At 41.2% G+C, this 17,704-nt stretch carries 21 protein-coding genes; 10 read left to right on the top strand and 11 right to left on the bottom strand.

Features of this window, described 5'->3' with window-relative positions; translation table 11 throughout:
* The first annotated feature begins 263 nt into the window (after positions 1 to 263).
* The 6 genes from RH061_RS09980 to RH061_RS09955 are packed head-to-tail and all read left to right on the top strand — an operon-like array spanning position 264 to position 6,762.
* Positions 264 to 920, top strand: coding sequence for a PIG-L deacetylase family protein (locus tag RH061_RS09980; RefSeq protein WP_311075754.1), 657 nt, complete (start codon positions 264 to 266; stop codon positions 918 to 920).
* Positions 917 to 2,257, top strand: coding sequence for a glycosyltransferase family 4 protein (locus tag RH061_RS09975; RefSeq protein WP_311075753.1), 1,341 nt, complete (start codon positions 917 to 919; stop codon positions 2,255 to 2,257). Before RH061_RS09980 ends, RH061_RS09975 begins: the two co-directional genes overlap by 4 nt.
* Position 2,258: 1 nt before the next feature.
* Entirely contained in the window at positions 2,259 to 3,431 is a 1,173-nt protein-coding gene (locus RH061_RS09970) for a carboxylate--amine ligase (protein WP_311075751.1), read from the top strand.
* Positions 3,432 to 3,437: 6 nt separating this feature from the next.
* Positions 3,438 to 4,499 (top strand): phosphotransferase, encoded by a 1,062-nt coding sequence (locus RH061_RS09965; RefSeq protein WP_311075750.1) that lies wholly within the window; start codon positions 3,438 to 3,440, stop codon positions 4,497 to 4,499.
* A gap of 31 nt (positions 4,500 to 4,530) precedes the next feature.
* Positions 4,531 to 5,841, top strand: coding sequence for a glycosyltransferase family 4 protein (locus RH061_RS09960; RefSeq protein WP_311076350.1), 1,311 nt, complete (start codon positions 4,531 to 4,533; stop codon positions 5,839 to 5,841).
* Positions 5,842 to 5,847: 6 nt separating this feature from the next.
* On the top strand, positions 5,848 to 6,762 hold the full coding sequence (locus tag RH061_RS09955) for an NAD-dependent epimerase/dehydratase family protein (RefSeq protein ID WP_311075748.1): 915 nt from the start codon (positions 5,848 to 5,850) through the stop codon (positions 6,760 to 6,762).
* Positions 6,763 to 7,176: 414 nt separating this feature from the next.
* On the opposite strand, the gene RH061_RS09950 is transcribed toward RH061_RS09955, so the two are convergent.
* The 3 genes from RH061_RS09950 to spxA all read right to left on the bottom strand — a co-directional run bounded on the left by RH061_RS09950 (position 7,177) and on the right by spxA (position 8,474).
* Positions 7,177 to 7,515 (bottom strand): IDEAL domain-containing protein, encoded by a 339-nt coding sequence (locus RH061_RS09950; RefSeq protein WP_311075747.1) that lies wholly within the window; start codon positions 7,513 to 7,515, stop codon positions 7,177 to 7,179.
* A 70-nt stretch (positions 7,516 to 7,585) separates the two neighbouring features.
* Positions 7,586 to 8,008, bottom strand: coding sequence for an RrF2 family transcriptional regulator (locus RH061_RS09945; RefSeq protein WP_311075746.1), 423 nt, complete (start codon positions 8,006 to 8,008; stop codon positions 7,586 to 7,588).
* 70 nt (positions 8,009 to 8,078) lie between these two features.
* Positions 8,079 to 8,474 carry a transcriptional regulator SpxA gene (gene spxA, locus RH061_RS09940; RefSeq protein WP_311075745.1) on the bottom strand — a complete coding sequence of 132 codons (396 nt, stop codon included), beginning with the start codon at positions 8,472 to 8,474 and terminating at the stop codon, positions 8,079 to 8,081.
* A gap of 237 nt (positions 8,475 to 8,711) precedes the next feature.
* On the opposite strand from spxA, the gene RH061_RS09935 reads away from it, so the two are divergent.
* From RH061_RS09935 to RH061_RS09925, 3 genes are all read left to right on the top strand, one after another.
* Positions 8,712 to 9,584: a LysM peptidoglycan-binding domain-containing protein gene (locus tag RH061_RS09935; protein ID WP_311075744.1), complete on the top strand. Its 873-nt coding sequence runs from the start codon at positions 8,712 to 8,714 to the stop codon at positions 9,582 to 9,584.
* A gap of 120 nt (positions 9,585 to 9,704) precedes the next feature.
* Positions 9,705 to 10,349: a glycosyltransferase gene (locus RH061_RS09930; RefSeq protein ID WP_311075743.1), complete on the top strand. Its 645-nt coding sequence runs from the start codon at positions 9,705 to 9,707 to the stop codon at positions 10,347 to 10,349.
* A gap of 374 nt (positions 10,350 to 10,723) precedes the next feature.
* Positions 10,724 to 11,044, top strand: a complete 321-nt coding sequence (locus tag RH061_RS09925) for a hypothetical protein (RefSeq protein ID WP_311075742.1) — start codon at positions 10,724 to 10,726, stop codon at positions 11,042 to 11,044.
* An 82-nt stretch (positions 11,045 to 11,126) separates the two neighbouring features.
* Here the strand turns inward: RH061_RS09925 and RH061_RS09920 are convergent, their stop codons facing one another.
* The 4 genes from RH061_RS09920 to RH061_RS09905 form a co-directional block, all read right to left on the bottom strand.
* Positions 11,127 to 11,762, bottom strand: coding sequence for a LysE family translocator (locus RH061_RS09920; protein WP_311075740.1), 636 nt, complete (start codon positions 11,760 to 11,762; stop codon positions 11,127 to 11,129).
* A 34-nt stretch (positions 11,763 to 11,796) separates the two neighbouring features.
* On the bottom strand, positions 11,797 to 13,035 hold the full coding sequence (locus RH061_RS09915; protein ID WP_311076348.1) for a cysteine desulfurase-like protein: 1,239 nt from the start codon (positions 13,033 to 13,035) through the stop codon (positions 11,797 to 11,799).
* A 140-nt stretch (positions 13,036 to 13,175) separates the two neighbouring features.
* Positions 13,176 to 13,430 (bottom strand): hypothetical protein, encoded by a 255-nt coding sequence (locus RH061_RS09910; RefSeq protein ID WP_311075738.1) that lies wholly within the window; start codon positions 13,428 to 13,430, stop codon positions 13,176 to 13,178.
* 86 nt (positions 13,431 to 13,516) lie between these two features.
* Positions 13,517 to 13,930 carry an Lrp/AsnC family transcriptional regulator gene (locus RH061_RS09905; protein WP_311075736.1) on the bottom strand — a complete coding sequence of 138 codons (414 nt, stop codon included), beginning with the start codon at positions 13,928 to 13,930 and terminating at the stop codon, positions 13,517 to 13,519.
* A gap of 118 nt (positions 13,931 to 14,048) precedes the next feature.
* Here RH061_RS09905 and RH061_RS09900 point away from each other — a divergent pair, with 118 nt between their 5' ends.
* On the top strand, positions 14,049 to 14,810 hold the full coding sequence (locus RH061_RS09900; protein ID WP_311075734.1) for an MBL fold metallo-hydrolase: 762 nt from the start codon (positions 14,049 to 14,051) through the stop codon (positions 14,808 to 14,810).
* A gap of 254 nt (positions 14,811 to 15,064) precedes the next feature.
* Here RH061_RS09900 and RH061_RS09895 read toward each other — a convergent pair whose 3' ends face one another.
* From RH061_RS09895 to RH061_RS09880, 4 genes are all read right to left on the bottom strand, one after another.
* On the bottom strand, positions 15,065 to 15,517 hold the full coding sequence (locus RH061_RS09895) for a DUF5946 family protein (RefSeq protein ID WP_311075733.1): 453 nt from the start codon (positions 15,515 to 15,517) through the stop codon (positions 15,065 to 15,067).
* 119 nt (positions 15,518 to 15,636) lie between these two features.
* Complete coding sequence (locus tag RH061_RS09890; protein WP_311076346.1) at positions 15,637 to 15,837, bottom strand: helix-turn-helix transcriptional regulator; 201 nt, start codon at positions 15,835 to 15,837, stop codon at positions 15,637 to 15,639.
* Positions 15,824 to 16,360, bottom strand: coding sequence for a DUF6773 family protein (locus RH061_RS09885; RefSeq protein WP_311075731.1), 537 nt, complete (start codon positions 16,358 to 16,360; stop codon positions 15,824 to 15,826). The genes RH061_RS09890 and RH061_RS09885 overlap by 14 nt, the downstream gene beginning before the upstream one ends.
* A 275-nt stretch (positions 16,361 to 16,635) precedes the next feature.
* Positions 16,636 to 17,382, bottom strand: a complete 747-nt coding sequence (locus tag RH061_RS09880) for an alpha/beta hydrolase (protein ID WP_311075729.1) — start codon at positions 17,380 to 17,382, stop codon at positions 16,636 to 16,638.
* Between the last annotated feature and the right edge of the window lie 322 nt (positions 17,383 to 17,704).

Genomic DNA, 17,704 nt, shown 5'->3' with positions numbered 1-17,704 from the left:
TAGAGCCACACAGTGATCCAGCAACCTATTATAAAGGAAGAAACATGGCGTTATGTTGACGTTTTTTAGGAAAAGACGCCCGTCAGTTAAGACCCGGACTTTGACACACTCCCCTCCGATTTTGCCATGAAATCAGTATATTTCTGGAGAAAAGGAGATACTGAGGCTCTCGAAACAAACATTTGCCCTGTGCTATTGTCTGTTTCGACTATGATACAAGCTACATAAGCTAAGGGTAATAGAGTCAGAATGGGGTGAAATAAATGAAAGAAACTGTATTGGTCATAGCTGCGCATCCGGATGACGAACTACTAGGTACGGCAGGCACGCTAAAAAGACTAGTAGATCAAGGTAATAGGGTCATCTCGATCATTACAGCAAACGGACGAAAAGAAGAGGCTCATCATATTCAAGAACTTGCCCGAAAAGCAAACAAAGAAATAGGGATCGAAGAAGTGATTTTCCTGGAGCATCCTAATCTTGAGCTTGAAATGATGCCACTTCATCTTTTCACCAAAGAAATTGAGAAACTAATCAATATCTATCAGCCTGCTAAAATTTTTACCCATCACTATGGTGATGTGAACCGTGATCATCAGATAACGTTTCAAGCCGTACTGACGGCTGTCCGGCCGATACCGAATTCTCAGCCAATCGAATTGATCACATTCGAAACCGTATCCTCAAGTGAATGGAATACCCAAACAAATGATAAACAATTTAAACCGAACTATTATGTTGATGTCTCATCAACGATTGATGAAAAGATTGCTTCCTTAAAACATTATGATGTTGAAATGCGAGACTTTCCACATCCTCGTTCCTATGAGGGAATCAGACATTTGGCAAGGGTAAGGGGCATGACGGTCGGGCTGCCGTACGCCGAAGCATTCGAGGTCATCAGGAGGGTATGGGTATGAATGAAATGCACTTTCCTTATCCTTATGTCATCAATGCCTTAGACAAATATTATGGAGTGGTGGCCAAGCCGGTCACTCTGAAAATAGCTGGTACTGAAAAGGATAAGGACAAGGATTCCAAACGGAAAAAGAAAGACAAAAAGGATAAAGCAAAAAAAAGGAAAAGCAAATCAGGAAAGAAGCTACGTATTCTTATCGCCACGTTCTGGGATTACCCCCACACCGGCGGACTATCAAACTATATTACTACTTTGAAAGCTGGATTAGAAGATTTAGGACACAAAGTAGACGTTATCTCCCCGAATCAGTTTTCAGCTGGCAAAGTGGAAGCACTGCGTGAAGCCATCGTACCGCAGTTGAAGACCTTGTTCCAGAACCGGTACGGCTCCTGCACTAGCAAAATCATCCAAAGCTCCCGTCTCCTTTATATTTACGAACAGATGCTGCAGTCAATCAAACTCGAAAAATATGATATTCTTCATGCCCAGGATTTGTTCACGGCCAATATATTGGGCAGATACAATGAAAACCTCGGCAAATCACTCTTATTTACACCGCATGGGATGTATACCTTCAGCCGCCTTAAATTCAACCGGATCGCTAGCGGTTCTGAAGAAGAAGCCTACTACAAGGAGATTGAGAAAAAAGCCATTGAATATGCGACACATATTGTCATCCTGAGCGACTCATTCCGGGAACCACTCGGCCAGCTTGGTGCGCCACCCTCTAAACTGACAACAGTCAATACAGGAATCGATTTCCCTCCTGTTTCACGCAAAGGCGAAAACGGAAAAGTCATCATATCCTGTGTTGCCAGATTGGGGCCGAGAAAAGGTCATTCCGATTTATTGCTGGCTCTATCAAAATTAAAATCTTTGACCCAGCATGTGGAATTGCAAATAGTCGGTGATGGGGAAATGCGTGAAGCACTCGAATTACAAGTGAAGGAACTGCAACTCACCAATGTTAAGTTCCTCGGAAAACGGGACGATATTCCGTCCATTTTAAGCAAAACCGATATCTTTGTCCTGCCGACCCTCAATGATAACCTTCCGATTTCGATTATTGAAGCCATGCATAGCGGGACGGCCATACTCACTACCGATTGCGGAGGAATCACTGAAATCGTTCATCATAATGAAACCGGCATCATCATCCAGCCGGGAAATGTCGTGCAGCTGGCAACACAGCTGGAGCAATTAATTGTCAACAGTACCTTAAGAAGCCAGCTTGGAGATCATGCTTTCCGATATGCCAAGACTCACCTCACACGTGAAGCGATGGTGCAGAAAATTGAACACATCTACCAAAATCTATTAACCCCGGGAGGAGATTGATATGCCATCACATCCAGCCGTTGTACTCGATTTAAGTGCCAATGGAGTGGGCATCATCCATGCCCTTGCCAGAAGAGGTATTGAGGTATACGCTTTTGACACATCAGGTCCTTATTCTAAAGGAAAATCAAGACTCGCCTCCTGCGCAGTATGTCCAAGTCCCTTGACCCAGCAAAAAGCACTCCTTTCTTTTTTAAAGGGAGTAGCGAGGAAGTTTGAAAAAAAGCCGGTTCTATATGCAGGGGCAGATGATTACGTTGTGTTCATCTCGACATACAGGGAAGAATTATCAGAGTATTACCTGTTTCTTTATCCGGATCATTCGATGATTGTAGATTTATTGGATAAAAAGAAGACCTATGACCTTGCGATGAAATATTGTATCCCGACGGCAAAGACCTTTTTCGTCGAAAATGATGACCAGCTTGATGAAGCCATATCAGAGCTTGAATTCCCCTGCATTTTGAAGCCGGTGTACGGTCATGAGTTCAGAAAACACATCAATAAGAAAGCCATTAAAATCCAGGACGCTAATCAATTAAGGGAGGTCTTTCCGCTATACAGCAAATATGGGGAATTGATCATCCAGGAATTGATTCCGGGTGATAACCAGAGCTTTTATAAAGTGGCTACCTTTTTCGATGACGACATGAATCTGCTGGCACTCTTCACGCTTCAGAAGAACCACCAGTTCCCTGTCGAATTTGGTACGGGAGCACATATCGTAAGCAAGCGGATACCAGAGCTTGTCGAACTTGGCGTTCCTCTTTTGAAAGAGCTCAAACTAAAGGGTGTCAACATGATTGAATACAAAAAGGACCCCCGCGACGGACAGTATAAGCTTATCGAAATCAATCCCCGTTTCTGGCTCACTCATAGTTTAACGGGCCCTTCCGGAGTGGATTTTGCCTATACGTACTATCTCTATCTCACCGGGAAAAATCCAGCCCCCCAGCTTGAACAGATTGATGGAGTCCAGTGGATCTACCTCGTTCGCTATTTCCTTACCTTCCTGGAGAAGCGAAGGAATGATGAAATGACGTGGAGAGACTTCCTGAAAGGATTTAAAGGAAAGAAAGTATTCGCCCTCCTCGCTTTAGACGACCCGATGCCCTTCATCAGGAGCACCTCATCGCATCTATGGAATGCATGGAAAAGAAAACGAAAGGAGTGACTCTTTTTGCACACAGATAAGGAATTATATTCCCTTTTTCAAAAAAATGATATTGAAGATAAGCTCTCTGCTTCCCTCGGTAAAAAGGTAAAGATCGAAGAAGCATCCATTCAAAACCTGAAATCAACAAAACGGAGCAGCATCTTTCAAATGCAGCTTGAGAATCTATCAACATCCTTCCCTATCATTTTTAAAATCTACCATTCAACCAAATATAAAAATGAAGTCGAAATCAATATATACGGCAGAGCTTATCCTTTTTTGAAAGAATTCCTTCCAGAAATCTACTTGATCGAAAAACACGGAAGTGATACATGGGTATTCATGGAGTTCGTCCGTCAAATTCGGGGACAACTGACCTTTACACCTAAGCACTTTGATTACATCATCCCGACCCTTGCGAAACTTCATGCCCACACCTATGAAGACCGGTTCACGAACGAAAAAGACGCTCTCGAACCCTGGCTCCCGCAATACAGCTCGGTCAAGATGAAAGGAGAAAGGGAAAAGTTCATCACGAACACCATGAGTTTTCTGGAACAGGCCAAGAAGGATAAACAACTGAAAGACCTTATCAAGCCGCATTACAAAGCATTGAAATCCATATACAGTAAAGGTCCTGACTTTTTCCCGGAATTGATTCAAAGCGGTTCTGCCATCACCCACGGAGACCTTCATATGCAGAATATCTGCTCAAAGGATGTGAGCAGAAACGAGCCATGGGAGATTCAATTCATCGATTGGGAGTCCGCGAAATTCTCCCCGGTTTGGTTTGACATGATCGTTCTCGTGGAAATTCTACTCGCCTTTCGCAAGGATTGGCAGGATAATGCTGATGAAATCCGCACACATGCCGTCGAAGTGTATACAAATGAGATGAAGAAACATGGAATTACATTCAAAACAAACCCGATGGACCTGTACAAAATGGCCTATCTTCAACGCACACTGGAAAAAGGCCTGCACACTCAGTTTAGACGGTACTTTGAAAACCGCGGCGGTGAACTTCTGCCTTATCACTTGGAAAAAATCGCTACTTGGGGAAGCGAACTCGGAATCTATAAGTAGTTACCTGAAAGGATGAAATAACTTGAGCACAATGCCTCCTCTCAAAATTCATCCGTCTCTTTTGGCCGCCATGGATGAATTTTATGGATTAGACCGGGTAATGGAGGACCCGGTTCCACTTCATTCCTTCGGCCAGAAATCAAAGGTGGGTGGAAAGAAAAAAATGAAAATCTTATACGTCACTTTCTTTCGCCATCCTAACACTGGCGGATTGTCTCATTACATCACATCCATTCAAAAAGGATTTGAACAGCTCGGCCATGAAGTCGATGTAATCGCACCGAATCAGATGCCTTCTCTCCAGATTGAGCAATGGGTTCCGCAGGCAGCTGATCAAGCGAGAATCTTTATGCGCAGCCGCTACGGTACGGTGAATGAGAAAATCGTCAAAAACCTTAGCTTCCTTCATGTATTTGAACTGTTCTTAAAAGAAAAAAATCTTGACACCTACGATATCATCCATGCCCAAGATTTATTTGCCATTTTCATACTCGGACACCTCAACCAAACACTCCAAAAACCGCTGTTCTTTACTCCGCACGGCTTCTTTACGAAAAGCAGGCTGAAATTCAATAAAATGCAAAAAGGTTCTGTAGAAGAAGCTTTTTTCACCAGGCTGGAAAAAGAAGGTATATCTGCAAGCACTCAAATCGTGCTGATTGCCGATTCTTTCAGGCCAAATTTAAAGGATTTTGGCGCAAAGGATGAAAAAATGACTACAGTTCATACGGGAATCGACTTTGCACCGATTCCTCCAAGAACCCATGAAACTACCATCCTCAGCAGCGTCTCCCGCCTTTCTCCAAGGAAAGGACACAGATTTCTTTTAGAAGCTTTGGCCATGATCCGTGAAGACCTTGCCAATGTAGAAGTGTGGATCGTTGGGGACGGAGTTATGAAGGATGCTCTAATGAAGCAAGCAGAAGAATTGGATCTGTGTAACGTAATTTTCTTCGGAAAGCGTCATGACATACCGGAGATTCTGTCGATGTCCGACATTTATGTGCTTGCGACCGTCAATGACAACTTTCCCCTTTCAATCATTGAAGCGATGTTTGCACGGCAGGCGGTCATCACAACAACCTGCGGAGGCATACCGGAAATGGTGCGACATGAAGAAACCGGCATACTCTGTGAACCTGGCAATGTAAAAGAGCTCTCCGAAGCGATTAAACGATTCATCATCAATCAAAACGAACGGGAAGCTTTTGGTGGGGCGGCCGAGACATTTGCCAGGCAGCACTTAACAAGCAGGGTAATGACGAGCAAGATCCAAGGAATTTATCAAATGTACGCAGATAGAAAGGAGACTCATCATGAGGGAAAACAATCAGATTCATGATCGTTCATGAAAATTCTAGTCACAGGCGGCGGCGGTTTTATTGGCTCCCAGCTTGTCGAAACCCTTCTCGCCGAAGGACATACGCCAATCATACTGGACAACTTCTCGAACGGGAGGAAGGAAAACCTGCCAGAAGGCGTTATATGCTACCGCAGAAATTTATTATCCGACAAGGTTGAAAGGATTTTTAAAAAGGAAAAGCCAGACATCGTCATGCATCTTGCTGCACAGGTCAGTGTTGCCAAATCCCTGGAAAATCCTGCAGACGATGCTGCGGTCAATGTCCTCGGCACCGTCAAATTGCTGGGATACTCAGTCAAATACGGAGTCAAAAAATTCATCTTTTCTTCTTCCAGTGCGGTCTACGGAACAACAGATGAAGTTTTGACCGAAGAAAGTGCCACAAGTCCGATTTCCTTTTACGGCACCTCTAAATTAGTATCTGAATCCTACATCAAGCTGTTCGGAACAAGCTATGGCCTTCCCTACACCATCCTGCGCTATGCCAATGTGTATGGACCGAAGCAACGATCTGACGGTGAAGGAGGCGTGATCAGCATCTTCATTCAACAGCTCTTAAACAATGAAACGCCTGTCATTTACGGAGACGGCACCCAGACCCGTGACTTTGTCTATGTCGAAGATGTCGCCCGTGCCAACCTCCTCGCAATTGACAATGCAAACAACGAAATCATCAACATCGGCACAAACAGCCAAACTTCCATCAACCTGCTTTACACCCTGCTATCAAGCAAGCTAGATAAACCAGGAACACCCGATTACCAGGGAACCCGTGACGGGGATATCAAGCACAGCCATCTGTCAAACGCAAAAGCACTGGACATTTTGAAATGGGAACCGCAATATGATTTGATTAAAGGGTTGGAGAAGACAGTGGAGTACTTCAGGGATAAAGCATAGTGCCTCCAATAGCAGAGTGGCACTGAAGACTGGTCATTGTGGCAGTTCGAGTGCGCCAAGGAAGTTACAAGGGGTATAGATGACAGTTAGGTAATTGATGCACCCGGCATTTTTGTCCGGGTGCTCTTTGATTGTACATTACTAACTGAAGAGGCAGTATGATATTTTAAGATTCTAAAAGTCTTCTCGAACAAAGATAAGTCATTTATAATCTGTTCCTTATAAATGCAAAGAAAATAATCTCTTTCACTGGCAATAATGAATTCAATTCACAGCGGAAATTTATATGCAATGTAATCTTATTCCCCAAAAAGAAGCAGTCCAATTCAGTTGCAAGTTGGACTGCTAGTGGATAATTGGGTTTTCACAATACACCTATTATAGAGTGAAGATCCATTTAATTTAAATGCCTAACTATACTCGTATACCCTTAACAAGCTCCCTTATCGATTTAAGCTGTTCAGAAAGTTCCAAGAACCATTCTTCATCACCAGTGGCAAGCGCCAAATCGATGAGATATTGGATTTGTTCCTTGTTTTGCACCTTCGGGTCAGGCAGTTTTTTCACTCCATTAGATGACATTGGAATGGTTTTGCCTACCATGGATTCGTCATCACTTGATGTGATCGTTGCATTTACCTTATCATCCAAGATATCAAGTGACTCTATATATCCGATGAATAATTCTCCATCCCTGGATTTACCCTTGATCCAATCGCCTACTCTTAGAATCGTCTCATTATTGGACAACATATAAGTCACCTCATTTTATTTTAATCTGTAATATTTTTCATTACATTTATCAGCTAAGAAGGCACGCCCCTTAGTTACAGCAGTTCGTTTTTTTGATTAAGTCAACTACTTCCTTTATTGAATACTGCCTCAAATACTCTCCCAAGTGCTCTTCGGCACCAAGGAAAATGGCAAACAGAATTTTGTGCATATTCGCGCCAACAACACATTTTTCATTAGAATCCGGACATTTAGGCTGCAGTGCCCCTTCGGAAGTCAATTTATAGATGTCCCAGAGGTTCACTTCATTCAAGTCCAGCGCAAAAATGAAGCCACCGCCTGTTCCCTCTTTTGATTTGATGATGCCGTGTTTTTTCAACAAACTTAGCACTTTGCGGATCCTTACAGGGTGAACTCCTGCACTTTCCGAGATCGCCTCGCTTGTAGACATTCTGTCCGGCTGCAGAGCAAGTAATGTTAAACTGTGAATGGCAAGGGTAAAATCGCTGTTCATTGCCTGCCTCCTTACAGATTCGTTATGCTATATTCTACATTTCAACCAGCTAATTTCAAAGCAAAATGAACTAATTCGCGAGATCTTCCCACTCAAGGCCTGAGAATGTACGCAGTTTGCGTGGCAAGAAACTGCGAATTTCTTCCTCATTGTACCCAACCTGCAGGCGTTTATGGTCCTGGATAATCGGACGTCGCAGCATCTGCGGATTCTTTATGATTAAGTCATATAATTTATTTAGCGGAAGTGAATCGACATCCACATCCAGCTGCTTATAGGTTTTAGAGTTCGTCGAGATGATGTCTTCCGTTCCATCTTCTGTCAGCCGCAGAATTGATTTAATTTCATCAACGGTCAGTGGCTCAGATACGATATTTCTTTCAATAAAATCAATCTGATGTTCCTGCAGCCAAGCCTTTGCTTTCCGGCAGGAAGCACAGCTAGAAGTAATATATAAAGTGACCATAATCCACAGCTCCTTTGTTCAACTGTAAAATTAAAAATTACAGATAAACTACAATAGGTTCTTTTCTGAAATCAAAATACTAATACTGTAATAATAAACTTTACAGTTAATAAAGTCAATAGTCGTTTCTAGGTCTCCCCTCTTTTCTTCACCCATTTTCTCCTTCCTTTTAAAATAGGCTTATCCCTTCGAAACTCTGCTGTAATCATCTCGTCAAACTATTTGAGGTGATAAAATATGAAGAAAATAAAACGTTTTATGCAGCTGGGCTTGAGTCTCTTGTTGATTGGTTCCTTACTCTTTTTCGCCAATGGAACTGGTTTTGCAGATGATCATTCTGTCATTGTTAAAAAGGGTGATACATTATACAGCCTTTCCAAAAAACACAATCTGACTGTCGAGGAATTGAAGAGTTTCAATGGACTTGAGAACAATACAATCTATATTGGCCAAAAACTCCTCCTTCCTGGCCTGAAGGAATCAGAACCGATGTATGCAGTGGTCGGGGGTTCTTTTTCCAATAAAGAAAATGCAAGCAAGCAAATCGCAGTCCTGAAAAAGAAAGGAATAAATGCAACTGTCATCACAAAGGTGATAAATGATAAAACTTATTACCGCGTTCAGGCTGGAGTTTTTTCGAAAAAAGGAAATGCAGAGAAACAAAAAGAGCTGTTACGCAAAAACGGCATTAAAGATGCCTACATTGTGACGAATAAAAATCTCCAAGTTAATGGTGTATACAATGGCTCCACATACAGCCAGCTTCTGCAGCAATTCGGGAAACCAGTCAAAACCGAGGACCAGCTGAATATCAGGTCGTTGTATTATGATGACGATGGTGCTGGAGTCACAGTGAAATTCAATATGGAGAACGGATCAGTGTTCGGTCTGCAAGTCTATCCGGAATTTTTAAAGCTCAGTTCCCTTCCGAAAGATAAAAGCCAGGTGATCAATGTGTATGGATACCCGAATGCCGTAAAAAACACATCTTGCTATGAAAGCGCGACTTGCGAACAATTCATCTACCAATTTAACAAGAACAAGCTAATCATCCAGTTTGACCGGGATGGAAAGACTGTCCAGTATTTTGACTTAAGCAAAATGCAATAAAACAAACCTTAAAGGCCGCCACTTGGCGGTCTTTTTTCCATCAACACTTTTTATTGGATAGAATTTTCCCACGAATAAATAATAAAGGAGGATACATTTCAACTAAAAGGAGACGATTCGATGAAAAAATTACTGTTGATGGGTTTCATTCTTTTCTTGTCGCTGAATATGATGGGCGGAACAACCCCAGCTTACGCGAAACCACATCATAAATGTATGACCCAATCGGAGGTTAAGTTTGAAAATGATTTCCGCAGACTATGGGTGGACCATGTATTGTGGACAAGCAATTACATTACAAGTGCGACAACAGCGGGTGCCGAGGATCAAAAAGATGTGCTCGAAAGGCTCCTGAGAAACCAGGAAGATATCGGCAATGCCATAAAACCAGTGTACGGAGAGGACGCTGGGAACAAACTGACGGAATTGTTAAAAGAGCATATTGTCATAGCCGGAGGAATTGTTGAAGCAGCTAAAAATGGAGATCAAGCAAAGCTGAATCAGTTAAACAAAGAATGGTACCGAAATGCAGACGATATCGCAGCCTTCCTAAGCAATGCCAACCCAAACTTAAAGATTGAAGATCTGAAAAAGTTACTATATACACATCTGGAAATGGTAGCAGATGACTTGAATGCAAGCTTGAAAAAAGACTGGCAAGCACGGATCGTTTCGATTGATGACGGAATGACTCATATTATTATGATGGCCGATGCTATTTCTGATGCAGTCGTCAAGCAATTCCCTGAGAAGTTTAAGAAATAAGGAACAATTCGCCCTGGAGTCTTACCGGACTCCGGGTTTTTTCTTTTAAGAAAATCATTGTTAGTAAATTTACTGTAACCAATCCGATGGTGCTAATGCTTTACAACGACCATGCAATGATTTTGTTATTTTTAGGTACCTCCTTGTTCTTCAATACTTTGACGAATTTGTATGGCATAAATAAAAACGCCAAAACAGATAAGTAGAAAATTTGGTTCATTTTTATGTCTCCATTCTTGTCTGATTAAATATTAGAGTAGATACAACTTATTTCTTAAACTTTGGATTCTTAATAACTTGCATCCCCGCAAGTTATAATCCTCTCTGGACAGGCATAAAGTGTAATGTACCTTGATCAAAAGGAGCCCATACTATTGAAACAAATAATTGCACTTTCATGTTTACTGTTACTCTGCATTTATCTGGTTTATAACACACCTCAAATTTCCAAGCAAAACACTGAGGTTGAAACAATGGAAACAGGAGCAACTCATAATCCGGAAACAACTGAGGAAATGCTGGATACAATCATGCATGAATTTGAATATGTTCATGAGAAAGCTATTGACAAAGAAGTGGACGGGTACATCGTTGAAACATATAGAGAGTATGAAGTTCACCGTGACCAGAACGGCAAGATCGTAAAACAAATCCCAATATCAAACTATGAGTATGTGAGATATAGAAAGTACTAGTTAAAATTATTCTTTTAGTAGTCATTAAATTTTTCTACTCTAAAAAGAGCCTGGCACATGTCCAGGCTCTCTTACTATTAGATTAAGAAGCAGCTTTTGTCTTCAGGAGACTGATGCCCATTCCGATGAAAACAATGCCAGTCAGGCGGGTTAGGACGGTTCCGGCTTTTGCATTCTTTCTGATTCTTGATGTTGCCATCGAGGAAAAATAGACCGTCAACAGACTCCATGTTCCCCCGGTCAATGTGAATGTCAGTCCCAAAATGATGAACGGCAGCGGGCTTGCAGCCCCTGCATCAGCGGTGATGAATTGCGGCAGAAATGCCAGAAAAAACAAAGCCACCTTAGGATTCGTCACATTCGTGATCATGCCCTGAAAAAAGATTTTTTTATTGCTTTGGATTGGCAATGCTTTCTGCCCATTTCCGTGGCTCTTTTCCATTATCATCTTTAACCCCAAATAACCGAGATAGATGGACCCGGCAATTTTTATTGTTTGGAACAAAAAGGCTGACTGCGTTAATATAACTGATAAACCGAAAGCTGCAAGCAAGGTATGGACAACCACTCCGGAAGAAATTCCAAGAGCCGAATAAATTCCTGCCGTTCTTCCTTGAGATATGCTTCTGCTCACAATATACATCGTATCTGTGCCTGGAGTTAAATTTAACAGAATCGCAGTTATTAAAAACACTTCGAAATTACTGATCCCAAACATCGTTCATCTTCCCCTGCCGTTTATTACTTTTCTATTAAACTACATTCTGCTGATGCTGGTGAATGTAAGCTGTTAACGCTTCTTTCAATTGCTGGATTTCTTCTATTGTATTATATGGCGCAAGGCCGATCCGCACCCATCCGCCTGTTGGATAGACATCGAGAACTTCTGCCATTGTGGAGGCATAGAAATCCCCATCAGCGACACACATATTGTATTTTTCCGAAAGCCATGCCGTAACATCGCGCGAATGATGACCTTCAATGGTAAAAGCAAATGTAGGAGTCCGGCGTCCAGAAGCTGCACGATAAAGCGTGACTTCCGGCAGACTGCGTAAAAAGCTTTCCACTTCAGCTGCAAGCTCATTTTCATAATCATCGATTGTCTCCATTCCTGTCAGCAATCGTTCCCTTCTCGACTCCCCATAACCCAGTTCCTCAATGAACTGAATGGCCCCCATTACCCCGGCGATTCCTTCATGATTTTGAGTGCCTGTTTCAAGCTTGTAAGGAATTTCGGCAGGTGCAGGCTTCAGTTTGTAGACCGGTAGTTTTTCAAACAAGCTCTCCCGTACAACAGCGATGCCGACATGCGGACCGAAGAACTTATAGGCCGAACATAGAAGGATGTCACATCCTAACTCCTGAACATCAATACATAAATGCGGCACTCCATGAACTGCATCGACAACAGAAAGAGCTCCAACTTCCTTCGCACGTTGTATTATTGGCTGTAAATCCGTCACAGTTCCTGTCACATTCGATGACATCCCGGCTGCTACAAGCCTTGTTTTTTCAGTAATGATTTCTTCTAAATCATCTAATTCTAAAGTGAAAGACTCAGGATTCAGTTTAATAAATTTGATGGTCGCGCCACAGTCTCTGGCAAGGGTAACCCAAGGATCCACATTTGCACGGTGGTCGAGCTCTGTGACCACAATCTCATCACCTTCTTTGATAAAACCAGCCAGACTCCGTGCAATCGCAAAAGCAAGCGTCGTCATATTGGCACCAAATGCTACTTCAATCGCATTGCACCCCAACAAATCAGCGACCGCCTCCCTTGCTTTGTCAAGCATGGCATCCGTTTCACCACTGGTGTTGAAGGTGCCATGAAGATTCGCCATGCCATTCCTTATGTATCGATACATGGATTCCATTGCGTGATCGACCATTTGTGTACCACCCGGGCCGTCAAAATAAATCACTTTTTTGCCATTGTCTTCGCGGTTTAGTGCCGGGAATCTCTCCCTCACCTGTTCAATAGGAAACATATTAGCCAATCCTCATCACTCCTTCTGCCAAATTAAAATCTATTTCCTTTCATTATGTCATAATTTTCTAAAAATTACAGGTGTAATCTTTCGACAAACGAAAGAGGAACCATCTTCAACGGCTCCTCTTTCATTCTTCATTATCCCTCTTCAGGAAAATACGGGCAAACTATAAAACATTGACCGCTCTCTGAACAAACAATCTCGCATTCGTCGAATGGATCTTCGCCAACTCCGTAGCATGCTAAATAACAAATTGGTCCTACACAAACCAAAACACAGTCATCCGGCACTTCACGGACAGGAATGATCCTTAATCTTGGAAAAGGCACGCTATTCACTCTATGGTCGCAAAACAAATCAGATAAATCACCCTTCTGATCCTTTCTATCCATTATCTCACCTCCATACTATTACGGTATTCACTGAGTGAGACAAGTGTATGGATATTCGCTAGGGAAAGAAGGAATTAGGCGTTCTTCTACTGTTTATTAATCACAATCGATAATTTATAGCTCACATGATTGCTTAAGCCTGTCAGGAATTCATCCAGGATTTCATTTGAGGGAAATTTGCATTCTAACAGGTAACAGCTTTCCCCACTGACTTTGTAATTGTTCATCACGTATGTTCCTTGTTCTTTCAGGAACGAAAGATAAGGTTGGTGATTCGTGGTTTTCGTAAAAATATGTATGATTGCATGAACGGAATAACCCAATTTCATTTGGTTCACTTTTATCGTATATCCTTCAATGATTCCCAGATCTTCTAACTTGGCGACTCTGGATGAAGCAGCCTGGCCTGTCAAATGGACTTTTTCACCTAGTTCCTTCATCGTAATCCGGCTGTTCAGGGTCAGTTCTTCTATAATTTTCAAATCGGTGGAATCCAACATTTTCTCAAATCCTTTCAATAATCAAGTGAAAGAGCAAAAAGACTTGATTTAAGCTATGTAAGTCAAAAGCGGTCTTATTATAAACTATATATACATTATTGAAAAGGAGCTAATGAATATGAATATACAACAAATCCGAAACGCAACATTAGTTGTGCAATACGCTGGGAAGAAGTTTTTAATCGACCCATTTTTAGCTGAAAAAGGGGCTTATCCTCCTTTTCCAAATTCTTTAAGGCAAGACCAGAATAACCCTCTAGTCAGCTTGCCGTCCTCTATTGATGAAATTATTAATGATGTGGATGCTGTCATTCTAACTCATTTACATTTGGACCACTATGACGATGCTGCCAAAGAGGCACTTCCGAAGGATATAAAAATGATTGTACAAAATGAGGAAGATGCTAATTCTATCAAAAATGACGGATTTAATAATGTTGTAGTCCTACAGGAAGATACCGTTTTCGAAGGCATTCAGTTAATAAAAACCAAAGGTGAGCACGGCAGAGGGGAAATATTAAAACTAGCCGGTCTCGTATGTGGTGTCGTCTTTAAGCATAGTACTGAGAAAACCTTATATGTGGCTGGAGACACAGTCTGGTATGAAGGTGTACAAGAAGCCATCAATACCCATGCACCAGAAGTAATTGTGGTAAATGCGGGTGATAACCAATTCCTCGAAGGCGGATCACTCGTCATGGGCAAAGACGATGTTTATGAAGTCCATAAAGCCGCTCCCTCTGCAAAAATCATCGCCAGCCATATGGAAGCCGTTAACCATTGGACATTATCAAGAAAAGAACTAAAAGGTTTCCTCAATGAAAAAGGAATCTCATCCAGTGTGTTAGTGCCAAATGACGGTGTTTCATACACATTTTAATTTCCACCAGTAAATACTAAACGAAGCTCAGAGACATGAGTAGGATCTGAGCTTCGTTTGTCGACAAAATGGGTTTGGGAAAAGTTTCTAGAATTCTGCTCGCTGCCGTTGTACGCAACCCTTTTGTGACAATTTACAAAACACATTAATATTAACATACTAAATAACACACAAAACGTTTGGATTAATCCAAGCGTTTTCAATCTGCCCATATTTCTTTATTCAAATTAGGTACGTTAGTTGAATAGCAAACTTTATTGACTTTTTAAATCCTTTCTAATTTGTTCCTTCCATTTATTTATTTTGTTTATCGCATTTTCCTCACCGCCTATATATAGATCTTCAATTGTCATTGACCACTTTCTATATAAACGTTCTCTTTTGCAATTTGGCAATGGATTGGTTACTTTGCCTATCTTTGAAACAAGTTCTCTATTTTTCCTAAGAATAAAACTAATATCCCATTCATGATCATACGCTTCAGTGAATAAATCCACCAAATGCATATATCCATCTTCAGTATAGTTAGAGGGGTGTTGAATCATATAACAAGAAACAAGCCAAAAGTGTAAAGCATACAATTTGGAGTCGTTATGTTCCCAAACTAGAGGGAATTGAAACATCTCATAGCAGGAAAGTCCGTCTGTTTCCTTTGCCCCACATTCAATACATTTACCAGATTCCATTATTGTGTTATTGTCGACCATTGCAGATAATTCCTCCACATAAAATAATTCCACTCAATAAGGTAACGTAATATTTTTGCAAATTTAATAACAAAAATTAAAGTGCTAAAACCCTTTTGAGCTAGCACTTTAATTATTTTTTATTCAGGTTCTTCCCAAAATAATTCATCCAGAGTTTTGCCTAGTGTGTGACAGATTGCTAGGCACAGGTTTAGTGTAGGGTTATATTTACCTAATTCAATTAGTCCGATCGTTTGACGAGAGACACCTACTCGCTCTGCCAATTCTGCCTGTGATAAGTCATGTTCTACCCTAGCCAATTTCAATTTAATATTTTTCATCATCTTCACCAGATTCGTCATCATCAAGAATTTTGTTTATCGCCTGGTCACTGCTCTTTTTGATCACATCATGACCGACAACAAGAATGATGAGAAAAAATGGTACATAGATCATCAATGAGACCCCAGCAGTCACAAAGAAGTATGAAATGCTTTGACTTACTCCCTCTGCATACTGGACTGCACTATTGATACCAAAAAAAAGAGCAATACCAATACCAAGTGCCAAACCGGAGTATAGGTTTTTCTTTTTCTGAGGCCATTTGCTTCTGCTATCATGCATTTCAACCTCCGCAGAATAAATCCCCAACTTGGTTGACCTATATAAATAATAACTGCCACTTAACATCAAAATAATTAATTCCGTCGCTACAACTCCTATACCAACACCATATATTAAATATTTCACCACAAAAGAAATAATGCAAATCACACTAACCAAAATATAAATTTCTGCGTAAATCTTGTTTTTAATATTGGTGATACGTTCATCTTCTACCTTTGATGCATTATATAGACCCATTGATATCCTCCTTGTTCTTTATATAACATCATTATATGTTAGTCAATACCTTTTTGCAATATATATATGTCATTAAGAAATATAAATTATTCATAGGGACATGTATATCATCCTTATTTGCAACAAGCATGACAAAAAAATATAGCTCTTTTACTCCTATTCAGAATGAAAAAAATCCTATACGTAAATTTTACGCATAGGATTTTTTATCAAATTTTATTGAGCGAGTAATGGTGCTAATACCCAAGAACTAATTAAGTACAGATGTGCTCTGACTAAGCTAATAAATAAGATATAACTTCCGGGAACCGTTTCTTGAAGGCTTGATAGTTATGTTCGGCTCCCTCAATCACTTTCAGCTCAGCTTGTATTCCCTTCTGCCTGATCAGCTCGAAGATGGCGAGATTGGTTTCCAGGAATGGCCCAGCGAGTTTCTCGCCACCCTTTTTCGTGCCGCAATCTAAATATACTTTTTCCAATTGTGATAAATCTGCAGTTTTCAACAACTGCTCTATTTCCTCCTGGTTACGGTAAAAACCGGACGAAAGCCCTGCTATTCTTTTAAAAATATAAGGATAAGTACATGCAGCATATGTAGTGACTAATGCTCCCAATGAGATGCCGGCCATATAGGTTTCATTGGGATTTGTACTAAACTTTGAGTCTACAAGAGGCTTCAACTCATTCACAATGAATTCCACGTACTCCTTGCCTTTCCCGCCTTCAGAACTCGGTTTGCCAAGAAGCTTCGTAGTATATTCACCATTTATCCAAGGACAATATTCATTGATCCGCTCCGGAGAATTCTGGTCAATCGCCACGACGATAAGCTCTACATCATTCTTTTCCAAATAGTCATGCAGCTCCAACGCAACACCGCCTATTGCTTCATCATTGCCAAACACATTCTGCCCATCATGCATGTATAAAACAGGGTATCTTGTTTCGGAACGACCAGAAGGCAAATTAACTCTTATGTTCCTTTCCTCTCCAAACAATGACACTGCGAAACTTTCCATCATAACTAGCACACTCTTTCTTTTATATTGAAGAAAATTTTACCATATAGTCGATCTCTCTACTAGATGAATTTTAGGGAAGCATTATCAAAGAGGGTGTCCCAAAAGTATAAACTTTTGGGCACCCTCTTTATTTTTGAGACTACTTGTAAAAATGGTCCGTTGATTTCCGTTCCAGGCGCTTCGCTTTCCGCGGGGCTGGCGCTGAGCCTCCTCATCGCTTCGCTCTTGCGGGGTCTCACCTGACCAGCTGCGCCCGCAGGAGTCTACGCGCCTTCCACTCCAATCAACTCAGGTTTCTAAATTCATTTTTTGTGCAAAAAAA

The organism is Mesobacillus jeotgali (assembly GCF_031759225.1).
Lineage (GTDB): Bacteria > Bacillota > Bacilli > Bacillales > Cytobacillaceae > Mesobacillus > Mesobacillus jeotgali_B.
The sequence above is the reverse complement of the archived record's forward strand: the minus strand, read 5'-3'. Positions and strand labels throughout refer to the sequence as shown.

Bases quoted from the DNA above. Each gene is read 5' to 3' on its own strand.
- RH061_RS09975 (WP_311075753.1), top strand. From the start codon at position 917: ATGAATGAAATGCACTTTCCTTATCCTTATGTCATCAATGCCTTAGAC.
- spxA (WP_311075745.1), bottom strand. From the start codon at position 8,474: ATGGTCACTTTATATATTACTTCTAGCTGTGCTTCCTGCCGGAAAGCA.
- RH061_RS09885 (WP_311075731.1), bottom strand. From the start codon at position 16,360: ATGGGTCTATATAATGCATCAAAGGTAGAAGATGAACGTATCACCAAT.
- RH061_RS09890 (WP_311076346.1), bottom strand. From the start codon at position 15,837: ATGAAAAATATTAAATTGAAATTGGCTAGGGTAGAACATGACTTATCA.
- RH061_RS09935 (WP_311075744.1), top strand. From the start codon at position 8,712: ATGAAGAAAATAAAACGTTTTATGCAGCTGGGCTTGAGTCTCTTGTTG.
- RH061_RS09945 (WP_311075746.1), bottom strand. From the start codon at position 8,008: ATGAACAGCGATTTTACCCTTGCCATTCACAGTTTAACATTACTTGCT.
- RH061_RS09915 (WP_311076348.1), bottom strand. From the start codon at position 13,035: ATGTTTCCTATTGAACAGGTGAGGGAGAGATTCCCGGCACTAAACCGC.
- RH061_RS09920 (WP_311075740.1), bottom strand. From the start codon at position 11,762: ATGTTTGGGATCAGTAATTTCGAAGTGTTTTTAATAACTGCGATTCTG.
- RH061_RS09960 (WP_311076350.1), top strand. From the start codon at position 4,531: ATGCCTCCTCTCAAAATTCATCCGTCTCTTTTGGCCGCCATGGATGAA.
- RH061_RS09895 (WP_311075733.1), bottom strand. From the start codon at position 15,517: ATGGTCGACAATAACACAATAATGGAATCTGGTAAATGTATTGAATGT.
- RH061_RS09900 (WP_311075734.1), top strand. From the start codon at position 14,049: ATGAATATACAACAAATCCGAAACGCAACATTAGTTGTGCAATACGCT.
- RH061_RS09950 (WP_311075747.1), bottom strand. From the start codon at position 7,515: ATGTTGTCCAATAATGAGACGATTCTAAGAGTAGGCGATTGGATCAAG.
- RH061_RS09905 (WP_311075736.1), bottom strand. From the start codon at position 13,930: ATGTTGGATTCCACCGATTTGAAAATTATAGAAGAACTGACCCTGAAC.
- RH061_RS09910 (WP_311075738.1), bottom strand. From the start codon at position 13,430: ATGGATAGAAAGGATCAGAAGGGTGATTTATCTGATTTGTTTTGCGAC.
- RH061_RS09980 (WP_311075754.1), top strand. From the start codon at position 264: ATGAAAGAAACTGTATTGGTCATAGCTGCGCATCCGGATGACGAACTA.
- RH061_RS09955 (WP_311075748.1), top strand. From the start codon at position 5,848: ATGAAAATTCTAGTCACAGGCGGCGGCGGTTTTATTGGCTCCCAGCTT.
- RH061_RS09930 (WP_311075743.1), top strand. From the start codon at position 9,705: ATGAAAAAATTACTGTTGATGGGTTTCATTCTTTTCTTGTCGCTGAAT.
- RH061_RS09880 (WP_311075729.1), bottom strand. From the start codon at position 17,382: ATGATGGAAAGTTTCGCAGTGTCATTGTTTGGAGAGGAAAGGAACATA.
- RH061_RS09970 (WP_311075751.1), top strand. From the start codon at position 2,259: ATGCCATCACATCCAGCCGTTGTACTCGATTTAAGTGCCAATGGAGTG.